We start from the raw sequence: 18,700 nt of genomic DNA, 5'->3' as shown, positions 1-18,700 counted from the left end.
TACTTGAAATTAACTTTTTGTAGTTCACTTATATTATTCGAATAGGGGAACTGTCTAATAATTGCAGAGAGATCGAACAACAAATATATCAACTTAAAAAAGATTAGATATTATTAATATTAAAAGAGGGTTTTATTATAATTTATTGAATAATATATAATATATGGAAGTGGTATCGTCATAAGGAGGTGAACTATTTAGACCTATTTTTTATGAAAAAGTAGATTGTGCCAGAAACTAGTCCAGCTAAGATAAGAAGGCTAACAACGAGAATAAGTATATTATTCCACACAATGTGCATTGTCGAAACCCCTTTCATAATAATTTTTAGGAGGTATTTAAAGTGAAGAAGATCAGTATGTTATTGACATTATTCTTGGTTTCAATATCCATTTCCGTTCTTTTTACTAATTCAGCCCACGCCAGTACAGGTGAGGAAGATACAGCCTTAAAAATACAAAATATACTAGATAAGTATGAAGTGAACGAACCATTTTCTGACGAAGATACACAATATTTAAAAGAAAACTCAGCTTTAAACAATAATATAACATATATTCAAAATAAAGGGGACGTATCAGTCTTTTCGGTCTCAAAGAAATTTTTCACAGGTAACAATAAAACATTAGCTTTAACTGGTTATGTAGAATACGATAACGGATTCGGTAAAAATAGTTGGAATTTCTATATGGACGCATGGGACACAGCTGGCATAAAAAGAAACATCCGAGCAGAAGTTAAAATTGATTGTGTGGGTATTGTAAATTTTGAAACTGGAGCAATAGGTAAGATCTATAACAATACAGTGAGCCAGACATCGTCAGGCAAAGTGGATTTCCTTACCTTAAATAAGTCTGATTCATTCACAGGCCTACCTATGTTTGTTTATTATTATCCAAAGGCTACATTTGACGGAGTTGATCTAGCTGGTGAGTTCAGATAAAAACATTTCTAGAAATTAAAATATCCATCATCAAACCCATGGCTAAGGTGCTCTAGCCATGGGTTTATTAGGCGTTTAATTGATATTACCATTGTGCCGTATTTTTTCAGTGCGTTCTTTCGGAGGTCACCTAACATCTTTCACAGCTGATATGACCCCAACCTCCACATTGACCATAATCGCTTGATACAAAAACCTCAAAAAATCCTCATCACCAAACTGATCAAAATAACCCGCATAGCGGCGATCCGTCGTATAGGTCTCCGCGATACACCTCAGAATCTCATCATCACAGACCATAAACTGTTCCAGGCAACTCTTCCATTTACGCACTAACGCTTGAACCTCACCAGAAGCAGGACTCAGATCCTGATGTTTCGCCAATTCCCGAAATACCTGCTCCATGCTGACCGAGAACTGCTGGTAGGCTTTTTCTTGTTCTTCCGCAGAAAGTTGGTTCACATTGGCTTCAAATTCCTGATATTTCTTGGTATCTCCATATACAAACTTCGCCTCAGATTCATATTGTTCTTGGATGGAAAGGATGGAAGAGTCGTCAAACAGATGAAGATGAGAGATATCCGTTCCATCCACATACTCGTCCAATTGGTCGATGATGGTTTCGAGTTTTTGTTTGCGTTGAACGAGTGTACTGCGATGCTCTCTTAGGATATCTTTCTGTTCTTCTTTGGAGAGTTGCATCATGGCTGCAATGTCTTTCAATGGGAAATTCATTTCTTTGAACAAAAGAATCATCTGCAGATTCCCCAGTGCCTCTTGATCGTAATACCGATAGCCATTGTCCTCGACTTTGCTCGGTTTTAAGAGATCCGTTTTATCGTAATAATGTAATGCGCGTTTGGTGATGCCTGTAATCTGAATGATATCTTTAACGGTGAAATAAGGTGTCTTCATTCCAAAATTCCTTTGTTTCCGCAAGGATGACACTTGCCGGAGTGATGGTCGCTTCGGTAATCGATGTACCTGTTTTGTTCAGATAATATTGGATTAAGTGATAACCACAGGCATAGCCAGCCGCGTAGGGCATACCTACGGGCGTGAAGTTTTGCATGATGGCAAGTTCATCGCCGTATAGATACGGATTAATCTGGTCAAAACCGGTGACATGCAGCTAGTCTTTCATCTTTGGTTTGATTACGGTATTCAATGTCTCCATATCCGTTTTGGCTACCCAGGGGCCTAAAAATTCTTCTCCATATAGGGATGTCGCAAAGCTCTCAGCCAACCCCTCACTAACAACCATTTCCCCAAGCGTAATCTGTGGATTCCACTGAATATATTGATACCTCACGTTATGATTGCATTCATGGGCTAACACGGATTGCATACGAGGTAGAGTATATCTACTCGGGATCAGGTTCGCAATAATATAACCGGGGATTCCACCATCTCCGCTGATGCCTTCGTTCATCATGAGTGAGGGGCTATTTTTATCGCCTAATAAAATCGTATATAGATACTCGGAGACCGATAGCTTAATCCCGTGATCTGTAAAGGTGGATAGACTCGTACAAACAGCTTCATGAAACTGTTGCCAAAATGCTTCGGACGAAATCGCTGCTAACGATTTGTTAATCTCAGGTGTAATATCTGCTGGAGCGATATTCATAAAGTTATTCATCATAATCACATCGAAGCCGTGAGGCTCTTGAGAGCGAAACGGGATCTGTTGTATGTTCCATTTGTTCATGAATGGACTCATCATTCGCTCGCGGTATAACTCCAATTTCTCATCGGGTGCAGCCTGGATGATCTCCTCATAGATTTGATCTGAACGTAACGCGGTAATTTTCATCCTTAATTTCTCCTTCATGTAAGCTTGAGATCATTATCAAGTATGACCTAACGTTACAGTCAAGCGTTGATGTTACGCTGCTGGCTCTCTGAGTGATTCTTCATCTTCATTGCGAATATCAGACCAGACAGGATATAGATCAGGCTTAACAAGAGATAAGGGAGTTGCAGCGAGAATACGCGGTCAAAAGTCGTTTCACTAACCCGCACCAATAATCCGCCGAGAAGCGTACCAATAGCACTAATCCCAAAGGATAGAAAGCGAAACACACTTCCAACCCTGCCGAGCATCTCATTAGGAACGGAACGTTGCAGGATGGAGGAACGGGTAACATTATAGACAATAATGAAAAATGCAGCACAGAAGTACAGTCCGCCTACCATATACGCATTTGTAGTTAGACCCACCACACCGTAGATGATTCCCATGCACAGAATGGAGGAAATAATCAATTGTTTTGTATTCCATTTCTTGTGCATATATGCAACAGCCTGACTCCCTACAATGCTGCCGATTGTTGCAATGGAGATGAGAATACCAAATGCAAAAGCATCCAACTGAAGCACATCTCGTACAAAAAAGATCTGAGTAGCCAGGATGATCGAATACATCAGCGTAATGGTAACAGATAGAATGGCTAGTCCGCGGAGAAAACGATCACGATAGACATATTGAATACCGGACCACATCTCTCGTTTCCAATTTTTCATCGGGCGAACTTCCTTCTTGGTTGTTTCCGTATCCCCTGGATAGAAGTTTCCCTTCAAACTAATTAAAAAGAGCAGAGCAATAACAGCCGTTACAGCGTCTATGGCAAAAGGGAAAACAATATGCAGGGTGATGATGAACCCTCCCAGAGCAACGCCCAGAATATCACTTGTGATTAACTGTCCGGCGGTGAACTGCCCATTTGCTTTCTCCAACTTACTCTCATCTACCAGTTGTGGGATCACCGTCTGCACTGTACTGTCGAATACAACTCGGCTCAGGCCAATCCCAAACATGAACAGTGCCAGAATCGGAATGCTCACCCATCCTCCCCAGATACATAACGTCAGGACAAGCAGTAGGATCATTCGCGTAAAGCCTGCCCCAATCAGCATATGTTTGCGTGAGTAACGGTCGATGAGGACACCTACAGGCAGACTGAATAGTAGCCAGGGTAAACGAAGTGCCGTCATGGTGACAGAGGCATACAGCGTATCGCTCGTAAGTGTTGATATGAGCCAAGGAACCGCAGCAAGTGTAAGTCCATCACCCAAAAATGTAAGAGAAAATGCACCAAATAACTTGGTATAGTTCGACTTGATTTTCATCGTTCCCTCCATCAATAAGATGTTAAGCATAGCAACTTTGAGGTTGGAAAATAATGTGTTTTCACTTAAACCAAATTTAAGTTATTCTAAAATGGTTTTCAATCCTATTTTTACAACAAATAACTTCACAAAACGCTTACAAACTTTCAATTCTACCCTACCTTTTCCGCTACGAAGCTGAGATAATGGGAGAGGAATAAGGCATGAAACAGACGCGACAACCATGTTCACCAATAGTCTAAAAATAAAAGCTGCATATCCATAGGAGGATTATTAATGACGACACAACCATTGAATCTGATCCAATCCACGGAGGGCCAAGCGTTGCTTGCCCAAATGTATGGACAATCACAATTAGAGGAACAGACCGCACGTTACACGAAGCTGAACGCAACATTCGAAGAGTACTTTGGCGCACAAGAAGGAAGCAAGTTGTTCAGCGCGTCAGGACGCAGCGAGATTGGCGGTAATCACACGGATCATAACCATGGTAAAGTGCTGGCGGGCAGCATTACGCTGGATACGATTGCAGTGGCAGCACCAACTGCGGAGTCAGTTATTACGTTTTACTCAGAAGGTTATGACAAGAAATATGTAATCGATCTCACGGACCTCACGCCAAATACAGAAGACGATGGCACAACAGCATTGATTCGCGGTATGGCTGCGGGATTTGGAGAATTCGGATATAAGGTAGGCGGCTTCCAGGCGTATCTCTCCAGTAATGTGTTCTCGGCATCCGGGGTGAGTTCCTCAGCGTCATTTGAGATGCTGATCTGTACGATTTTGAATCATTTCTATAATGATGGAGCAATGGATGTTGTCACTTTGGCCAAAATTGGTCAGTATGCGGAGAACCATTATTGGAACAAACCTTCCGGTCTGCTGGATCAGATGGCTTGTGCGTACGGCGGACTTATTGCCATTGATTTTGAGAATCCTGCACAGCCGGTTATCGAGCCAGTTCACTGGGATTTCCAACAGAACGGTTACTCATTGGTCATTGTGAACACTGGTGGCAACCACGCCGATCTGACTGAAGATTACGCGGCTGTGCCCAATGAGATGAGAGCGGTTGCTCAGGCGCTGGGCAGTGAGTATGTTCGGGAAATTACGGCAGACGCAATCTACGCCAACCTCAAGAAGGTTCGTGAAGCGGCTGGAGATCGTGCCGTGCTGCGTGCGCTTCATTTCCTGGAGGAAAATAATCGTGTCGATGGTGAGGTTCAGGCGTTGCGTGATGGACGGTTTGCTGATTTCCTGAAACTGATTACGGCGTCCGGTAATTCGTCATGGAAGTGGCTGCAGAATGTATATCAGAGTGGTGCTGTGAAGGAACAGGAGATTGGCATCGCGCTGGCATTGACCGAGAATTATCTGCAAAACCTGGGTGATGGCGCTTGTCGGATTCATGGTGGTGGATTCGCAGGGGTTATTCTGACGATCCTTCCAAACGAAAAAGTAGAAGAGTATATGTCATGGATGCACGACATGCTGGAAACGCCAATCATTGTTGTTAATGTGCGCGCACAGGGTGCGGTATGCTTGAATGCATTGATCGCTAACGCGAGCTAAACGCAGTCAGATTAATAGTTCTAATATGATTCAACGAAGTCCGGGCTATGCTCGGGCTTTTTGGATTGTTCATTTTTTGAAAAAAATTCAAACTTTGAATGTGCGTAATGTGTTATTTAAGTAGTGTGGTAGCTTAGTGAGGTAGATAGTGACTAGAATACAAGGGTATTTGTAATGGTTCGATTAGGTGAGAGGCTGTATCTCAATAATGTTCTCATGGGAGGAAGGATCAGATGATGACATCTACAGTGGCTGGTCAGGAAGAGGCTCAATTATATGAGGAGTTGCAGCGTGCAATTGAAGATGTGGAAGAGGGCGAACAGCGGCAAATAGTTCTGAGTCGGATGATCAGACAGCTCAGGTTCGCCAAGTGGCGCAAAGATCGGATGAGCAAAGTTGATGCATACTGCCAAAGAATAAAGCCCGCGACACTTTGGATCATCTTAACCACAGGTGCTCTTGTGCCGGTCTTGTTATTTACGATGTTCATCTGGGTATCTCTATGGGTAGAGTAGCAGACAACTAGAGAGATAAGGAGAGATCTATTATATATGTTATTTATTGTGTTTTTGATTGCGATCGTATTTGGTACTTTGTTGATTCTTCGGATGGATGAGGATAGAAGGCTAAAAGCCGGAGCGCTGACCGTAGTCGTGTTCAGTATTCTGCTGTGTATGCTACTCATATTCCAAATGGGCAGTTACGGAAGCGATTCTTTTAGCTATTTGGGTTTTTTCAACATGTCATATGAAGCAGCCAACGTATGGATTCACATCTTTATTGTGACGACGCTGGTGGCGTTACTGACGTATCTGGGTGCGAGTGAGTAGCAGAGAAGAGAGGTTAGACAGTGAGGGGAGTTGGTCGGGATTACTCGTCACTGTCTAACCTTTGGCATGTAAAGAAGTGTAACTAATCTCACAAAAGGGCCATGCTTTTTTTACAAGGATGAGTCACTTGGGTAAACAGAACCAATACTATTTAGCGTGAATTGGGATTACTGCTGTTCAAATATTGTACTTTACCCTGGATGTATTGGTGGTAATCGCGGAAGCTGCTGATGTGATGCAAGGAATCAGAATTCTCGGACTGGATCTTAATTTTACCGTCCTGAGGCAATTTTTTCATCTCAGCAATGACGGATTTGGAACCTTGGATATCACCGGACATGTCTTGAATTCGCTGTAATAATGCCGGATGTCCTTCATGTTGGAGCATTTCGGCGAGTGGTCTCATTTCCTCCAACTTTTGGCTCGAACGTTCAAGTGTGGTCATCACTTTGTCTCCATCTGTACTTGCGCTAAGCGAAACCATTCGGTGGATGTGATCCTTCTCCATGCGCTCAAGTGCCTCAAGATGAGAAGCTTCCAGTCGTTTGGGATCGCTCCAACTCTCCGACCGAACGGTGTCAATCTGTTGTTTGGAAGCATTATTCGTAGTACCATTGCCACAGCCCCATAACAGAGTTGAGCAAGTTAACACAGCTCCAACGGCGATGAACCTTTTTAACCTCATGCTGTCACTCCTTCGATTATTTCCTGAAGGTAGTATGAGCTATAATATCCAAAATCATGCTTCATCTTTTCATTTCTTTCCAATAAAAATGGAGCGTACATACTTTTGGCTACGGATAATCAAAGTGATAGTAATGTAGCAAATGACCCCAATAAGTGAAGTTACAATTGCAACGTTATGTAATGAGGTGAGAAGCTTTATGAATCTTTATACTAATAACATATGGCGCTGGACCATCAATCTTTTGTATCCTGCCATTATCTTTGTCTTTCAGAGCTGGGGACCGATATTGGATTCTTGGATAGGTCCTATTTTGTTCGTCGCGGTGTTCTGCTTTCTATGGAGCGATGTGAAAGACTTGTTCGTCTCGACGGGATTGACATGGTTTATTGCCATCCCGTGTTGGTGGTATTGGATTGAACGTCCAAAACCATCATTTGGTGCAGAAAATCTTGCCGCACATTTGTGGTTAATTGTACTGATGTATATTGTCTTCGTGCTCATTCCTCAGACTTTAATCCTAACTACTCGGTTGCGGGTAATGCATTATTATAAGAAGTGAAAGTTAGTTGAGAGTAAGCGCCTGTTGGCCGTCTTTTTAAACAAAATGAACGCATGGGAGAGAGTACGCTTGTTAAGCAAAGATATAACGAGAAGTAAAGAAAGAAGTTTTTTGTACATTATGATTTTCACCTTAATATATGGTCTGACATTACTGATCTGGCCGTTGATCGCATTTGCCATGGGAATGTCGCTCGCTGCACCCACTCCATCTGAGTATCAGGTGGCAAGTCGTTTGGAAGGCAATATACTGATGTCATACCCACTCTGTGTTATTGCGGCCTTGGTTTCGGGATGGGTTTCTTACCATGAGAAAAGATACATCTTTCCTTACTGGATCATGCAGTTACCATTGTTATGGATCGCTGCATGGATGCTGGTAAATTACTTCGGGGCAGCACTATCTGCCATACCATTTCTACGATAATTAATTGTTTATAGAGATTCAATTTTAAGGAGAGGTTAATCTATGCCCAAGACAAGCAACCGTAAACGCGTAGCGTACGTGTTGTTCTTTGTATTGGTCACTCTGTTTTTGATACGCTCTTGTGGTCCGCAAGACATCGACATAATCTTAAGCGAAAAAGGTATTCCCCCAGAACAGGTAAAGCTAGTTACAACTATTGAACCGCGAATACAATTGGTTTTATATCAAGATCTCACTACGAATAACCTGACTCCTGCTCTGATCCAGCAAAAGATGTGGTTCCCCCAACTGGCCAGAATAGGCGGTGGTTTGCAAGATAATCCGGTCGAGCCGCTTTCTTCTCATATATCAGGATACGAGGAGTCTAAAGGCAAAATGATCTATATTATATACGGGTATCTCCACGATGCTGACATTACCCAGGTGCATATTCGCTACGAACCAAATCTGGCATCTTCACGGTTGGAAGCAGAAATCGTGAAATCGTCTTCCAATCAATCCAGCGGCAGGTTGTGGTATGCGGTAATCCAGCAGCCGATTCACGAGATGATATGGGACATAAAAGGACTGAACGACGAAGGTCACGTCATCTACTCATCTCTCGATAGTGAGGATTAGGAAGCAGGCTGGCTAAAGGAATGGAGACTTCGCAGTCATAGATCCGCATGACCCGAACTGCAAACGAACTACATCCATCTACACAAACACCCCTTATCCGGTTTCAGACGGACAAGGGGTGTTTTACGCGTTTCCTACACTTTCCTCTTATATTTCCCTGTATACGGGATGGTGAGGTGGATTTTCAGATCTTGAATCGAGTCTTCGGTAAGCATCATCTTGCTGCCATTGTTGGATAACTTACGCCAGAGCTTTGGATTTTTGCGATACAGCTTCTCCTGAAGACCGTAAATATCTACACCACGCTCAAGGCCGTGACGATAGGTCTGCATGATCTGCTCCCGTAACTTCACTTCACTAATCTGGATCATCTCTTCATAAGAAGTGGGCACCAGGTATTCGTACAGGGCAGTTAGGTAGTGGGCATCAATGTTGAACGTAACGTCTTCACCCTGAATGACAGGTTTAATTTTGATCTTTGGCAACCCTACACTGAGCGCCCCGTAGATCGTTCCATCTTTCTGGACTAGTAAGGGGGCCCGTCGCATGTCCTTGATCAGCCAGTGATAACCGGGAAGCTGACTGCGTGGAAAGTATTCAAAGTCATAGCCAGTCTTCTCGAAAAAGGCCCCTTCCACCAGAAACAAATCATGTTTCTTCTCATTCTCAGCCCACTGGGTATCGTTCAATGCAAGACTCGGCAGATACGTCGTGGTAGCGGGATCATTATGTGTTGCAATGAGTTTAAAGCTGAGCACAGGCGGGTACAACGATTCTTCCATGTATGTGGGGAGCGGATTGTGAAGAATGCTGTCCAGTGGCGACATATTATAGATGGACGTTGCACTCAGGATTTTCTCCAGAGGCTCTCGTGTTCCATACACCCAGGTTGTATAACGGGATTCTGGAAATCGTCCCAGCATGTCGAACACTTCTTTGATGTGTTTGCTGGTGAGCACACCTTCGGCCATAACGATGGCTGTCACATGCCCCCAAGCCATGTGTAATTGAGCCGTACGGAACAGTTCGTTCAGCGCCAGACTCATCGTTTTCCCTTCGGCATGTCCGACCCATACAGGCGGTGTATCTGCACTTTTAGTTGAACTTTCACTTTTGGCGACACTGGCAAAATCCAGTGTTTGAACATACAGGTGATACATGCCGTCCTTATAATCAATCCCAAATGCTTTGGCGTAGTCCACCTGTTGGATTTCAAAGGCACTCCAGCATCCACTCGTCATCACGCACATCAATAGGCTTAACAGACCCAGCAAACATCGCTGTAACAAGTGTTTCATCGTCCGTTTCCTTTCTTACGCGGTTCTTGAGTCTCAAGATAGACGGGTCTTCGTTTACCTAACCCCTTTGGCAGTTTGAATAATGAAGCTATCGCTTGTTTGAAATGAAGCGGTGTTAACGGCGTGAGATACGGAATGCCAAATGATTTGAGATCGGTCAGGTAGATGAGGAACAGAATCAACGACAGGATGAACCCATAGATGCCGAGGGATGCCCCCAGGACAAAACAAAGGAACCGCAGGATCAGCACAGAACTGGTCATGACCTGATTCACAATGGTTGCACCAGCTACGACGGTAACTGCAATGATGACAATCATGAGGGGAGAGACCATGCCGGCTCGAATGGCGGAATCCCCGATGATCAAACCGCCAACGACCGTTAATGTCTGGCCGATGGCACTTGGTAAACGTACCCCCGCCTCTCGGAACAGCTCCATTAGCAGCATAATGAGAAACATCTCCACTCCCGATTCCATTGGAAGTCCCATGCGTCCAACTGATATCGTTGCGACTAGAGGAAAGGGGATCTGATCCATATGAAAGGATGTCAGCGCAATATAAAAGCCAGGCAGGAACACGGTGATCATCAGGCCAAGAAAGCGCAGCATCCGTCCTACGTTCACAGGCAAGAAGGGAAAGCTGGCATCCTCCGGTGATTTAAGCAAAAGAAACAGATTGACTGGCCCAATAATGGCGCTTGGATTGCCGTCTACAATGAGGATAAAACGTCCGTTAAGGAGACATTCTGCAGCAAAGTCAGGCCTGCCCGTATAATGGGTAACGGGAAATAAAGTAATCTTCGAAGGCGACAGCAATTCTTCCAGTTCATTGGCGGTCAAGATGCGTTCGGTCTCAATCTTACGCAACCGATCCTGAACGTCTTCGATCAGCTCCGGATTGGCGATATTTTTGATATACATCAATGCCACCTTGGTTGCAGAACGTGTACCGATCAGTTCGATATTGCAGGCCAGTTGGTTCGTACGCAGACGGGTGCGTATCAAGGCAACATTGACGGCAAGGGGTTCAATGAACCCATCTCTTGCCCCACGGATCGAAACTTCGGTGGTTGATTCCTCCGGTGTTCGAGTAGGCATGTTAGATATATCAATACTCCACATGGTTTGCAGGGAAGGAATACAGATCAACATATGGCCTTCAAAAACACGGAGAGACATCAGTTCAGTTCCAAATGCCGGATCTTGCAGATCCATTCGGGTCCAATCCAGGCTGATGCACTTTTCAATGTCGGATGTACGGATAAAGTGTGTATTTTCATATGTTCGTTTGAGTTCCGGGAGAATAATATCGTAGATCGCTTCACTATCTACCATACCGCTGCAATAGGTCATAAGAAGTTGCATCGGAGGTTCTCCGATCATATGACTATTGATGATGACATCATCAGATCCGGCAAAAAAGGTATTCAGGTTATGCTCGTTCATTCGGAACGGTTCAACGTCAGGATTATTCTTGGGCTGGGTTGAGATCGGCATGATCGGGAGCCTCCTTGTCCTTTTTATGGATTAATGCAGCAATGGTTAATATCACGGTAACGATTGAGACATAAGCGAGCATGACGGGGAACTGAATATGATCCACATAATAATCCACGTAATCAATGCGCCACCATTGCATCGCCATGAAGCTCATGATGACGGTAATGGTGAGAATCGCGATATATCGTTTCTTCGGTCTGCGGAAATTCAGCAGATCCACGATGAGATACATGGATATGGCGACCCTTGCAAAGGAACCACTGAGCCACTGATAGATGGACAAAAAATCAACGTGTTGCAACAGTTTACCTATATTCACAAGTTTCCATTGCTCATAGGGACTGTTTCGTTGTTTTGCTGCTTCTTCGGGACCAAATTCCACGATGGCTCCGATCGTTGGTCCTATCGCCATACTGAGCATAAACACGCCTAGGATCAGAACATACCACCAACGAATTTTGCCTTTGACTTCATGTTGGAATAACATAAGAATCCAGATTTCCATAAGACCGGCTAAGGAGTAGATCATGCCCCTCCACACGGGACCCATGCCGTTCTCCATAATCGGGAACAATAGACTGTAGTCTTTATATTTCATATTGGCGGACATTACAAAATAACCGAGCAGTATCACAAAAGGCAGCAGCAAACTGGAAGTCATCGCAATGGAGCGTATGCCCTTGGCCGCTGCCCAGGCAGCAACCAGTGCTCCGCCACCTGCCAGAACATAGGGAGGTGTGAATTGAAGATAAGTGGAAACCGTCCAGTTGGTTGTCTCATACAGCGTATGTGTACCAAGCGTGAACAGCAGAATGGAAGCGGAGATTCGGAAGATCCAGGAAGGAATCGGTCCGAATTCTCGCGTAATCCAATCTGTTAATCGCTGTCCACGTACTCGCCGAATGATGATATACATCATACATAGAAACAACATGAAAAAAGGGCCAGCCGCCACGACAGACAACCATCCGTCTCTGCCCGCAGCTTCCAGAATTGCTGGAATGGACAAGACATGGCAGACCAGTCCGGCACTTAATAAAATGATGGAAAAGGACAACCAGATGGTAATTTGACCTTTTTCACGACTCATGCGAATCCTCCTTTCCAATGAAGGAAGTTTCCGTTAGGTTGTACAGCATATAGGAAGTTGATTCCTTTTTCAGATTTTTTCACAGAAAGCTGCAAGCAATATGGACGGACTACGCAGAAAGCTTTAACATACAGATATAGCAATGTCGAAGACAAGCACTGAGCGAAGCATAGAGAAATAGGGAAAATAGGGAGGAAACCTACGATGACAAATACAACGAAGGCACCTGGAGAGACAAAAGTTGGCTTTATTGGTACAGGCGTGATGGGTAAAAGCATGGCTGGGCACATCCAGAGAGCGGGATATCCGCTGCATGTGTACACGCGAACTGCTGCCAAAGCGGAAGCATTGGTGAAAGAAGGTGCCGTATGGCATGACACACCAGGCAAACTGGCTGCTGCGTGTGATGTCATCATCACAATGGTAGGGTATCCGAAGGATGTGGAGGAGATTTATCTCGGTGAGGATGGACTCGTAGCGAATGCCAAACCGGGTTCATATCTGATTGATATGACAACATCCAGTCCGTTACTGGCTGCACGAATCTTTGAAGCTGCGGAAGCCAAAGGGCTGCATGCACTGGATGCACCTGTGTCGGGCGGTGATATCGGAGCGCGCGATGGGAAATTGTCCATTATGGTTGGTGGTAGTTCGGAGGCCTTTGAAGCCGTGCGTCCGCTGTTTGAGCAGATGGGCACCAACATTGTGCTGCAAGGCAAGGCGGGAGCCGGGCAGCATACCAAAATGTGCAACCAGATTGCTATTGCCTCCGGCATGATGGGCGTATGCGAAGCACTCGCCTATGCCAAGACGTCTGGTCTGGACGCGGAGACCGTGCTGAAGAGTATTGCTACCGGTGCAGCCGGAAGCTGGTCGCTCAGCAATCTCGGTCCGCGCATGATCGCAGGCGATTATGAGCCTGGATTCTATGTGAAACATTTTATCAAAGACATGGGAATTGCACTGGAGTCTGCCAAAGCGATGGGCATGAAAACGCCTGGGCTGGCTCTGGCCGAATCTCTGTATCAGGAAATAGCGAATAACGGTCTGGAAGAGAAGGGTACTCAGGTGCTCTACACCTATTATCTTCAGGCTTAACATCCAAGAGAACAGCAGCGTATTCTTTTTCTATTCAGGAAAGGGTTGCGCTGTTTTTTTCAATTTTGCGGTTTGTTTATGCGTCTAAAGTCACGGAATTGGTTAAATGTTCATATGTGCTATGCGTATTGGAGAGATTTGATCGTTTACCCTTTATTTTTACCCCGCTTTATCCGACATAAGTAATAGAAGTTTACATAATGAATGTGTCAAAGGATGTTATTCCTCCTGTAATGGTCACCCGTAACCCACACTATAATAGAACGGAGCTTGCCCATGTTCAAGAAAATCCTGTCTCTGTTCAAGACACAACCAGAGCTTGCGAACCAGATTACAGCCTCCGCTTCAGCGTTACCAGCGACGACAACCATTCCCCCGCGTATGGTCCGAAGTAAGCGCAAGAAAAAAGCAGAAGGGGATTGGACACGCCAGCCGGAGGAGCCTAGTACAGCAGATCAGCTGATAGGTCTTCCAAGTCAATATAAAGTGCTGAACGACCTGCTCGTTACCAATCCGAAGTCACGCTCCGGTTATTCGCAGATTGATCATGTCGTGATCGGCCCTCGGGCAATCTTTGTGATCGAAACCAGAAATCTGACGACAGGTGAGATTCGCGGTGGAAGAAGAGAGGCCAATTGGTCGGTCAGCAGCAGCCGGGTCAAAATGTACAATCCACTCATGCAGCATCGTGCCCATGTGGAAGCTATCCATGCACACCTCGGAGACTACAAAAGAGTACGCCTCGTCTCCATGGTGACCTTTACCAACCGTTGCCGCATCAGTGTTGATCCTGCTGTGAGGTATGTGAATTCGGACGAACTGATCATCTACGATCATGAATTGGTGGAAACGATTCAGCGCAAGACAGAACGACTTGAGACAGAGGTTCCCGAAACCGTATTTCAAGAGAAGGATATCCAGGCGATCTACGCTCTGTTATCTTCGGTCAATTCCACCGATCCTCAGATTCGGTCAGAGCATATGGAGAAGGCTAAAGGGATCAAATAATTACGCTTCACGAACACTGTTGTCCATATGGACGGCAGTGTTTTTGTGTTGCGGTGGTAGTTAATGCGCGCATAGTAAAAGGCTTTAGACACAGGTATATCGTCGTATACAACCGATTTTTAACTTATGATAGAATGTAGACCATGTCCAATTGTGTGAATCAAGTATGTTATATGAAAGGATATTTTTGTAAGTGAGTGTTCAAGTCTTGGAGCAGAGGTTAATGGTTCTCAGGAATATACATACGATAGGGGAAGATTATACGATGAAATGGAATTATACGATAAAGACGTTCACAGTGATGCTTGGTTTGGCAGCGATTCTGACAGCTTGTGGTGGCGGAGCGAAAGACACGTCTTCGCCGGAGTCTGCTTCCGGTACAGAAGTTGCTTCATCAGAAACAAGCAGCACGAATGCTGCCGTAACAGAAACCGCAGCAACCGGTTCGAATTGGAGTGAGGAGACAGGTTCAACTACAGAAGAATCTTCTTCAGCTGACGACGGCAAGATTGGAAAGGACTCCACACTGGAAGAGTTGAAGCAGCAGTATGCGGATAAACTTGGTTATATCCGTGTCCCTCTGAATGATTATCCGGTGCGTCGGGTCAGTGAGGCAGGTTCCAAAAATATTAATGTAGCCAATTATAGCGATGCCGTTGTGGACATGAATGCAGGGGTGCCGATTCATTCCGATTCGCAGCGGTTGATTGATGATGCCTTTCCATTTTTCACAACCGTACAAGCACCTGACGAATCTTATATAACTTGGGAAGAAGCAACCAATCTGGAGCGTGCCATGGTGAAAACACTGTTTATCGCCCGTGAAGGCCTGCTGATTACCGAGGATGCGATGAAAAATAAGGATTATAGTAGTGCATCGTTCCAGGATTCGATGGATTTCTTCAGAGTCACAGCGAAATTTGAATCCATGGCACCTGTTGCACAACATCCGCGTGATATTACGTTGAGTACGTTATACGACAAAGCCCGCACGTCATGGGGCAAGCTTGCTGCGATGGACCCGGAGCAGGATGAAGCGGCGTTTACCGAGATGTATAAGACGACGAGAACCGATGCCAATAATGCCATGGGGTTGCTTAATGTTCTGTTGTCTACCAATGAGGAAGAACGTGTAGAGGAGATTTACGGAAAGGAATAGTAGTATTGAATAAAATTTGAATGAGTTGAACGAAATATATATATGCTGAGGTATTTCATAGAACCTTGACTGCCGAGACGATCGGTGGTCAGGGTTCTATGTGTTGTGTGTGAGAGTGGAAATAAGAAAAGAGGTGTCGAGCAATTTTTTGAAATCCGCTTGAAACTATATCCAGAACGATGCGTATCATAAGGTATTAATTGTTTTTTAATGTAGAATATTGCCGTATTTCAGAGTATAGTTAAGGAATAATTTAACTTATATTCAACATGATGTAGACATGAAAGTTACTGAAAAATCTTGAAAAGAATGTACGGAACACCAGGTTGAAACTATTGGAGGTTGAGTATGAGTTCATTTAAAAGCTGGTTAAATTCAACAAAACAAGGACTTGAAGAGCAAGTCAAAAAGTTTAAAAATAAAGATTTTATGGATGCCGTGGTTGCAGGGTGTGCACTGGTTGCTTTTGCAGATGGTTCCATTGACGAAGCGGAAAAGAACAAGATGGCCGGTTATATCAACCTGAGTCAGGAATTGAAAGTATTCGATATGGCTGAAGTGATTACACGTTTTAATCATTATGTCGCGAACTTTGAGTTCTCTCCAGAGATCGGGAAGCAGGAAGCGCTGAAAGCCATTGGGAAATTCAAAGCCAAGCCGGATGTAGGACGCGTTATTGTGGGCGTATGCAGTGCGATTGGTTCAGCTGATGGCAACTTTGATGATCAGGAGAAAAGAGTCGTTGCAGAGATATGTATCGTACTTGGACTGAACCCGAGTGAATTCAATCTCTAAGTAGCTATTTTACATATGAAGGGAGGTGAAAATCAGTGGCAAGCATTAATTTGGTCAAAGGACAGAAAATTGATTTAACCAAAGGCAATGCAGGACTTACTGAGGTGATTGCTGGTCTCGGTTGGGACCCGGTAACTGCCAAAGGTTTCTTTGGAAGAAAAAAACAAGCGGATATCGATTGTGATGCATCGGCGATCATGTTGAATGAGGAAGGCAAGTTGGTCAAGGATTCCAACCTGGTTTGCTTCCACAACAAGCAAAGTGCATGTCGTTCGGTTATCCATTCAGGTGACAATTTAACAGGACAGGGAGACGGTGACGACGAACAGATCAAAATGGATCTGTCCCGTATTCCTGCTGATGTTCATAAAGTATTAATCGTTGTTAATATCTACGATTGTGTCAATCGCAAGCAAGATTTTGGCATGATTGAGAAGGCTTATATTCGTATTCTGGATGGTAAAAATTCCAGTGAGCTCGTGAAGTTCAATCTATCCGATAACTACACAGGTTCAACAGCGTTGATCTGTGGTGAATTGTATCGTCATGGAGGCGAATGGAAATTCTCGGCAATTGGAGAGGGTTCCCATGCGGTACATATCAACGAACTCGCTCGCAGGTACTCCTAAGTACAAGATTTAACCTAAATCGACAATAATCCTGATATTCATATGTCACGATAACTACAATACACTTAAATAAGCGAGGATGATTATACGATGGCAATTAATCTTTCTAAAGGTCAAAAAATCGATCTGACTAAAACGAACCCAGGTTTGACAAAAATCACAGTAGGTTTGGGCTGGGATACCAATAAGTATGATGGCGGAAAAGATTTTGACCTGGATGTATCGGTATTCTGTGCCAATGCAAACGGTAAAGTAGAAGGCGAGAAAAACTTCATCTTCTTCAACAATCCACAAAATGAAAATGGTTCTGTTGTTCACACCGGTGACAACCGTACAGGAGATGGCGATGGTGATGACGAGCAGATCAATATCGACCTGCCTAACGTACCCGCAAATGTAGAGAAAATTGCATTCTCCATTACGATCTACGAAGCTACAGAACGTAGCCAGAACTTCGGACAAGTCTCCCGTGCTTATGTGCGAATCGTCAACGAAGCAAACAGCGAAGAACTGATTCGTTTTGACCTGGGAGAAGACTTCTCCATTGAAACGGGTGTAGTTGTTGGTGAATTGTATCGCCATAACGGCGAGTGGAAGTTCAGTGCCATCGGTAGTGGTTACCAGGATGGATTGGTTGGATTGACACGCGATTACGGTTTGCAATAGGACGTACAGAACGACTTACAGGATGGGAAGAACCGTCTCCTGGACGGTTCTCCTTTTCATTTAATCACATATCTTGGAAAGGTGGAAAAACAAATGACGATCAGTCTTGCCAAAGGACAACGTATCGACCTGACCAAAACGAATCCGGGCCTTACCCGTGTGGTAGTTGGTTTAGGTTGGGACACAAACAAATATAGTGGTGGAGTCGATTTTGACCTGGACGCTTCGGCTTTTTTGTTGTACGAAGATGGAAAAGCCAAAGGTACGGATGACTTTGTTTTTTACAACAATCCAAGCGGCGGTGCGGGTTCAGTGACACATACCGGTGATAATCGTACGGGTGAGGGTGATGGCGATGATGAGCAAGTTGTCGTTGACTTCAGCAAAATCCCTGCGCACATTCACCGAATCGGTATTACAGTAACCATCTACGATGGAGATGGACGAGGGCAGAATTTTGGACAAGTCTCCAATGCTTTTGTTCGTGTTGTAGATGCTGCAAGTGATCGGGAAGTGCTTCGGTTCGACCTCGGAGAAGACTACTCTACAGAAACAGCTGTGGTATTCTGTGAGTTTTACCGTGCAGGTGCGGACTGGAAATTCCAGGCGGTAGGCAGCGGCTTCACAGGTGGACTATCTGCTTTATGCAAAAATTACGGACTGGATGCACAATAACTTGGCATA

The 18,700-nt window shown here is 44.5% G+C and carries 19 protein-coding genes and 1 pseudogene; 13 read left to right on the top strand and 7 right to left on the bottom strand.

From position 1 onward, the window contains the following. Positions 1-343 precede the first annotated feature (343 nt). Complete coding sequence (locus MKX68_RS05955; protein WP_307539568.1) at positions 344-943, top strand: hypothetical protein; 600 nt, start codon at positions 344-346, stop codon at positions 941-943. A gap of 126 nt (positions 944-1,069) precedes the next feature. Here MKX68_RS05955 and MKX68_RS05950 read toward each other — a convergent pair whose 3' ends face one another. From MKX68_RS05950 to MKX68_RS05940, 3 genes and pseudogenes are all read right to left on the bottom strand, one after another. Next, a complete protein-coding gene (locus tag MKX68_RS05950; RefSeq protein ID WP_340909941.1) occupies positions 1,070-1,858 on the bottom strand; it encodes a MerR family transcriptional regulator in 789 nt (262 codons plus the stop codon). Beyond that, positions 1,833-2,759: pseudogene (locus MKX68_RS05945) on the bottom strand (DUF2268 domain-containing protein). The gene MKX68_RS05950 and the pseudogene MKX68_RS05945 overlap by 26 nt, the downstream one beginning before the upstream one ends. Positions 2,760-2,818: 59 nt before the next feature. Next, the gene (locus tag MKX68_RS05940; protein WP_340909938.1) at positions 2,819-4,075 is read right to left on the bottom strand and encodes an MFS transporter; all 1,257 of its coding nucleotides are present in this window, start codon (positions 4,073-4,075) and stop codon (positions 2,819-2,821) included. Positions 4,076-4,351: 276 nt separating this feature from the next. On the opposite strand from MKX68_RS05940, the gene MKX68_RS05935 reads away from it, so the two are divergent. The 3 genes from MKX68_RS05935 to MKX68_RS05925 all read left to right on the top strand — a co-directional run bounded on the left by MKX68_RS05935 (position 4,352) and on the right by MKX68_RS05925 (position 6,480). Then, positions 4,352-5,650 (top strand): galactokinase, encoded by a 1,299-nt coding sequence (locus MKX68_RS05935; protein ID WP_340909936.1) that lies wholly within the window; start codon positions 4,352-4,354, stop codon positions 5,648-5,650. Positions 5,651-5,883: 233 nt separating this feature from the next. Then, positions 5,884-6,165, top strand: coding sequence for a hypothetical protein (locus MKX68_RS05930; protein ID WP_340909933.1), 282 nt, complete (start codon positions 5,884-5,886; stop codon positions 6,163-6,165). A gap of 36 nt (positions 6,166-6,201) precedes the next feature. Continuing rightward, positions 6,202-6,480 carry a hypothetical protein gene (locus MKX68_RS05925; protein WP_340909930.1) on the top strand — a complete coding sequence of 93 codons (279 nt, stop codon included), beginning with the start codon at positions 6,202-6,204 and terminating at the stop codon, positions 6,478-6,480. A 151-nt stretch (positions 6,481-6,631) separates the two neighbouring features. On the opposite strand, the gene MKX68_RS05920 is transcribed toward MKX68_RS05925, so the two are convergent. Then, entirely contained in the window at positions 6,632-7,165 is a 534-nt protein-coding gene (locus MKX68_RS05920) for a hypothetical protein (protein WP_340909928.1), read from the bottom strand. A gap of 682 nt (positions 7,166-7,847) precedes the next feature. Between MKX68_RS05920 and MKX68_RS05915 the strand changes: the two genes are divergently transcribed. After that, positions 7,848-8,153, top strand: a complete 306-nt coding sequence (locus MKX68_RS05915; protein WP_152683003.1) for a hypothetical protein — start codon at positions 7,848-7,850, stop codon at positions 8,151-8,153. Positions 8,154-8,366: 213 nt separating this feature from the next. Further along, entirely contained in the window at positions 8,367-8,771 is a 405-nt protein-coding gene (locus tag MKX68_RS05910; RefSeq protein WP_340909923.1) for a hypothetical protein, read from the top strand. 134 nt (positions 8,772-8,905) lie between these two features. Here the strand turns inward: MKX68_RS05910 and MKX68_RS05905 are convergent, their stop codons facing one another. From MKX68_RS05905 to MKX68_RS05895, 3 genes are read right to left on the bottom strand one after another with little or no spacing between them, the layout of a single operon-like run. Beyond that, positions 8,906-10,069 (bottom strand): Ger(x)C family spore germination protein, encoded by a 1,164-nt coding sequence (locus MKX68_RS05905; RefSeq protein WP_340909921.1) that lies wholly within the window; start codon positions 10,067-10,069, stop codon positions 8,906-8,908. Continuing rightward, on the bottom strand, positions 10,066-11,568 hold the full coding sequence (locus tag MKX68_RS05900) for a spore germination protein (RefSeq protein WP_340909918.1): 1,503 nt from the start codon (positions 11,566-11,568) through the stop codon (positions 10,066-10,068). The genes MKX68_RS05905 and MKX68_RS05900 overlap by 4 nt, the downstream gene beginning before the upstream one ends. Beyond that, a complete protein-coding gene (locus MKX68_RS05895; RefSeq protein ID WP_340909915.1) occupies positions 11,540-12,661 on the bottom strand; it encodes a GerAB/ArcD/ProY family transporter in 1,122 nt (373 codons plus the stop codon). The genes MKX68_RS05900 and MKX68_RS05895 overlap by 29 nt, the downstream gene beginning before the upstream one ends. A gap of 204 nt (positions 12,662-12,865) precedes the next feature. Here MKX68_RS05895 and MKX68_RS05890 point away from each other — a divergent pair, with 204 nt between their 5' ends. The 7 genes from MKX68_RS05890 to MKX68_RS05860 all read left to right on the top strand — a co-directional run bounded on the left by MKX68_RS05890 (position 12,866) and on the right by MKX68_RS05860 (position 18,691). Further along, positions 12,866-13,759: an NAD(P)-dependent oxidoreductase gene (locus tag MKX68_RS05890; RefSeq protein WP_340909913.1), complete on the top strand. Its 894-nt coding sequence runs from the start codon at positions 12,866-12,868 to the stop codon at positions 13,757-13,759. Between the two features lie 276 nt (positions 13,760-14,035). Continuing rightward, positions 14,036-14,767, top strand: a complete 732-nt coding sequence (locus MKX68_RS05885; protein WP_253430802.1) for a nuclease-related domain-containing protein — start codon at positions 14,036-14,038, stop codon at positions 14,765-14,767. 265 nt (positions 14,768-15,032) lie between these two features. Further along, complete coding sequence (locus tag MKX68_RS05880; protein ID WP_340909910.1) at positions 15,033-15,926, top strand: hypothetical protein; 894 nt, start codon at positions 15,033-15,035, stop codon at positions 15,924-15,926. Positions 15,927-16,274: 348 nt separating this feature from the next. Next, on the top strand, positions 16,275-16,721 hold the full coding sequence (locus tag MKX68_RS05875; protein WP_036606259.1) for a tellurite resistance TerB family protein: 447 nt from the start codon (positions 16,275-16,277) through the stop codon (positions 16,719-16,721). A 35-nt stretch (positions 16,722-16,756) separates the two neighbouring features. Next, positions 16,757-17,350, top strand: coding sequence for a TerD family protein (locus MKX68_RS05870; protein ID WP_062837433.1), 594 nt, complete (start codon positions 16,757-16,759; stop codon positions 17,348-17,350). Positions 17,351-17,440: 90 nt separating this feature from the next. Beyond that, positions 17,441-18,016 carry a TerD family protein gene (locus MKX68_RS05865; RefSeq protein WP_062837432.1) on the top strand — a complete coding sequence of 192 codons (576 nt, stop codon included), beginning with the start codon at positions 17,441-17,443 and terminating at the stop codon, positions 18,014-18,016. A gap of 93 nt (positions 18,017-18,109) precedes the next feature. Beyond that, entirely contained in the window at positions 18,110-18,691 is a 582-nt protein-coding gene (locus MKX68_RS05860) for a TerD family protein (protein ID WP_036606267.1), read from the top strand. Positions 18,692-18,700 lie beyond the last annotated feature (9 nt).

The sequence above is a fragment of the Paenibacillus sp. FSL M8-0212 genome, assembly GCF_038004645.1.
Lineage (GTDB): Bacteria > Bacillota > Bacilli > Paenibacillales > Paenibacillaceae > Paenibacillus.
Note: the sequence above shows the minus strand (reverse complement) of the source record. Positions and strands in the feature narration are given on the sequence as shown.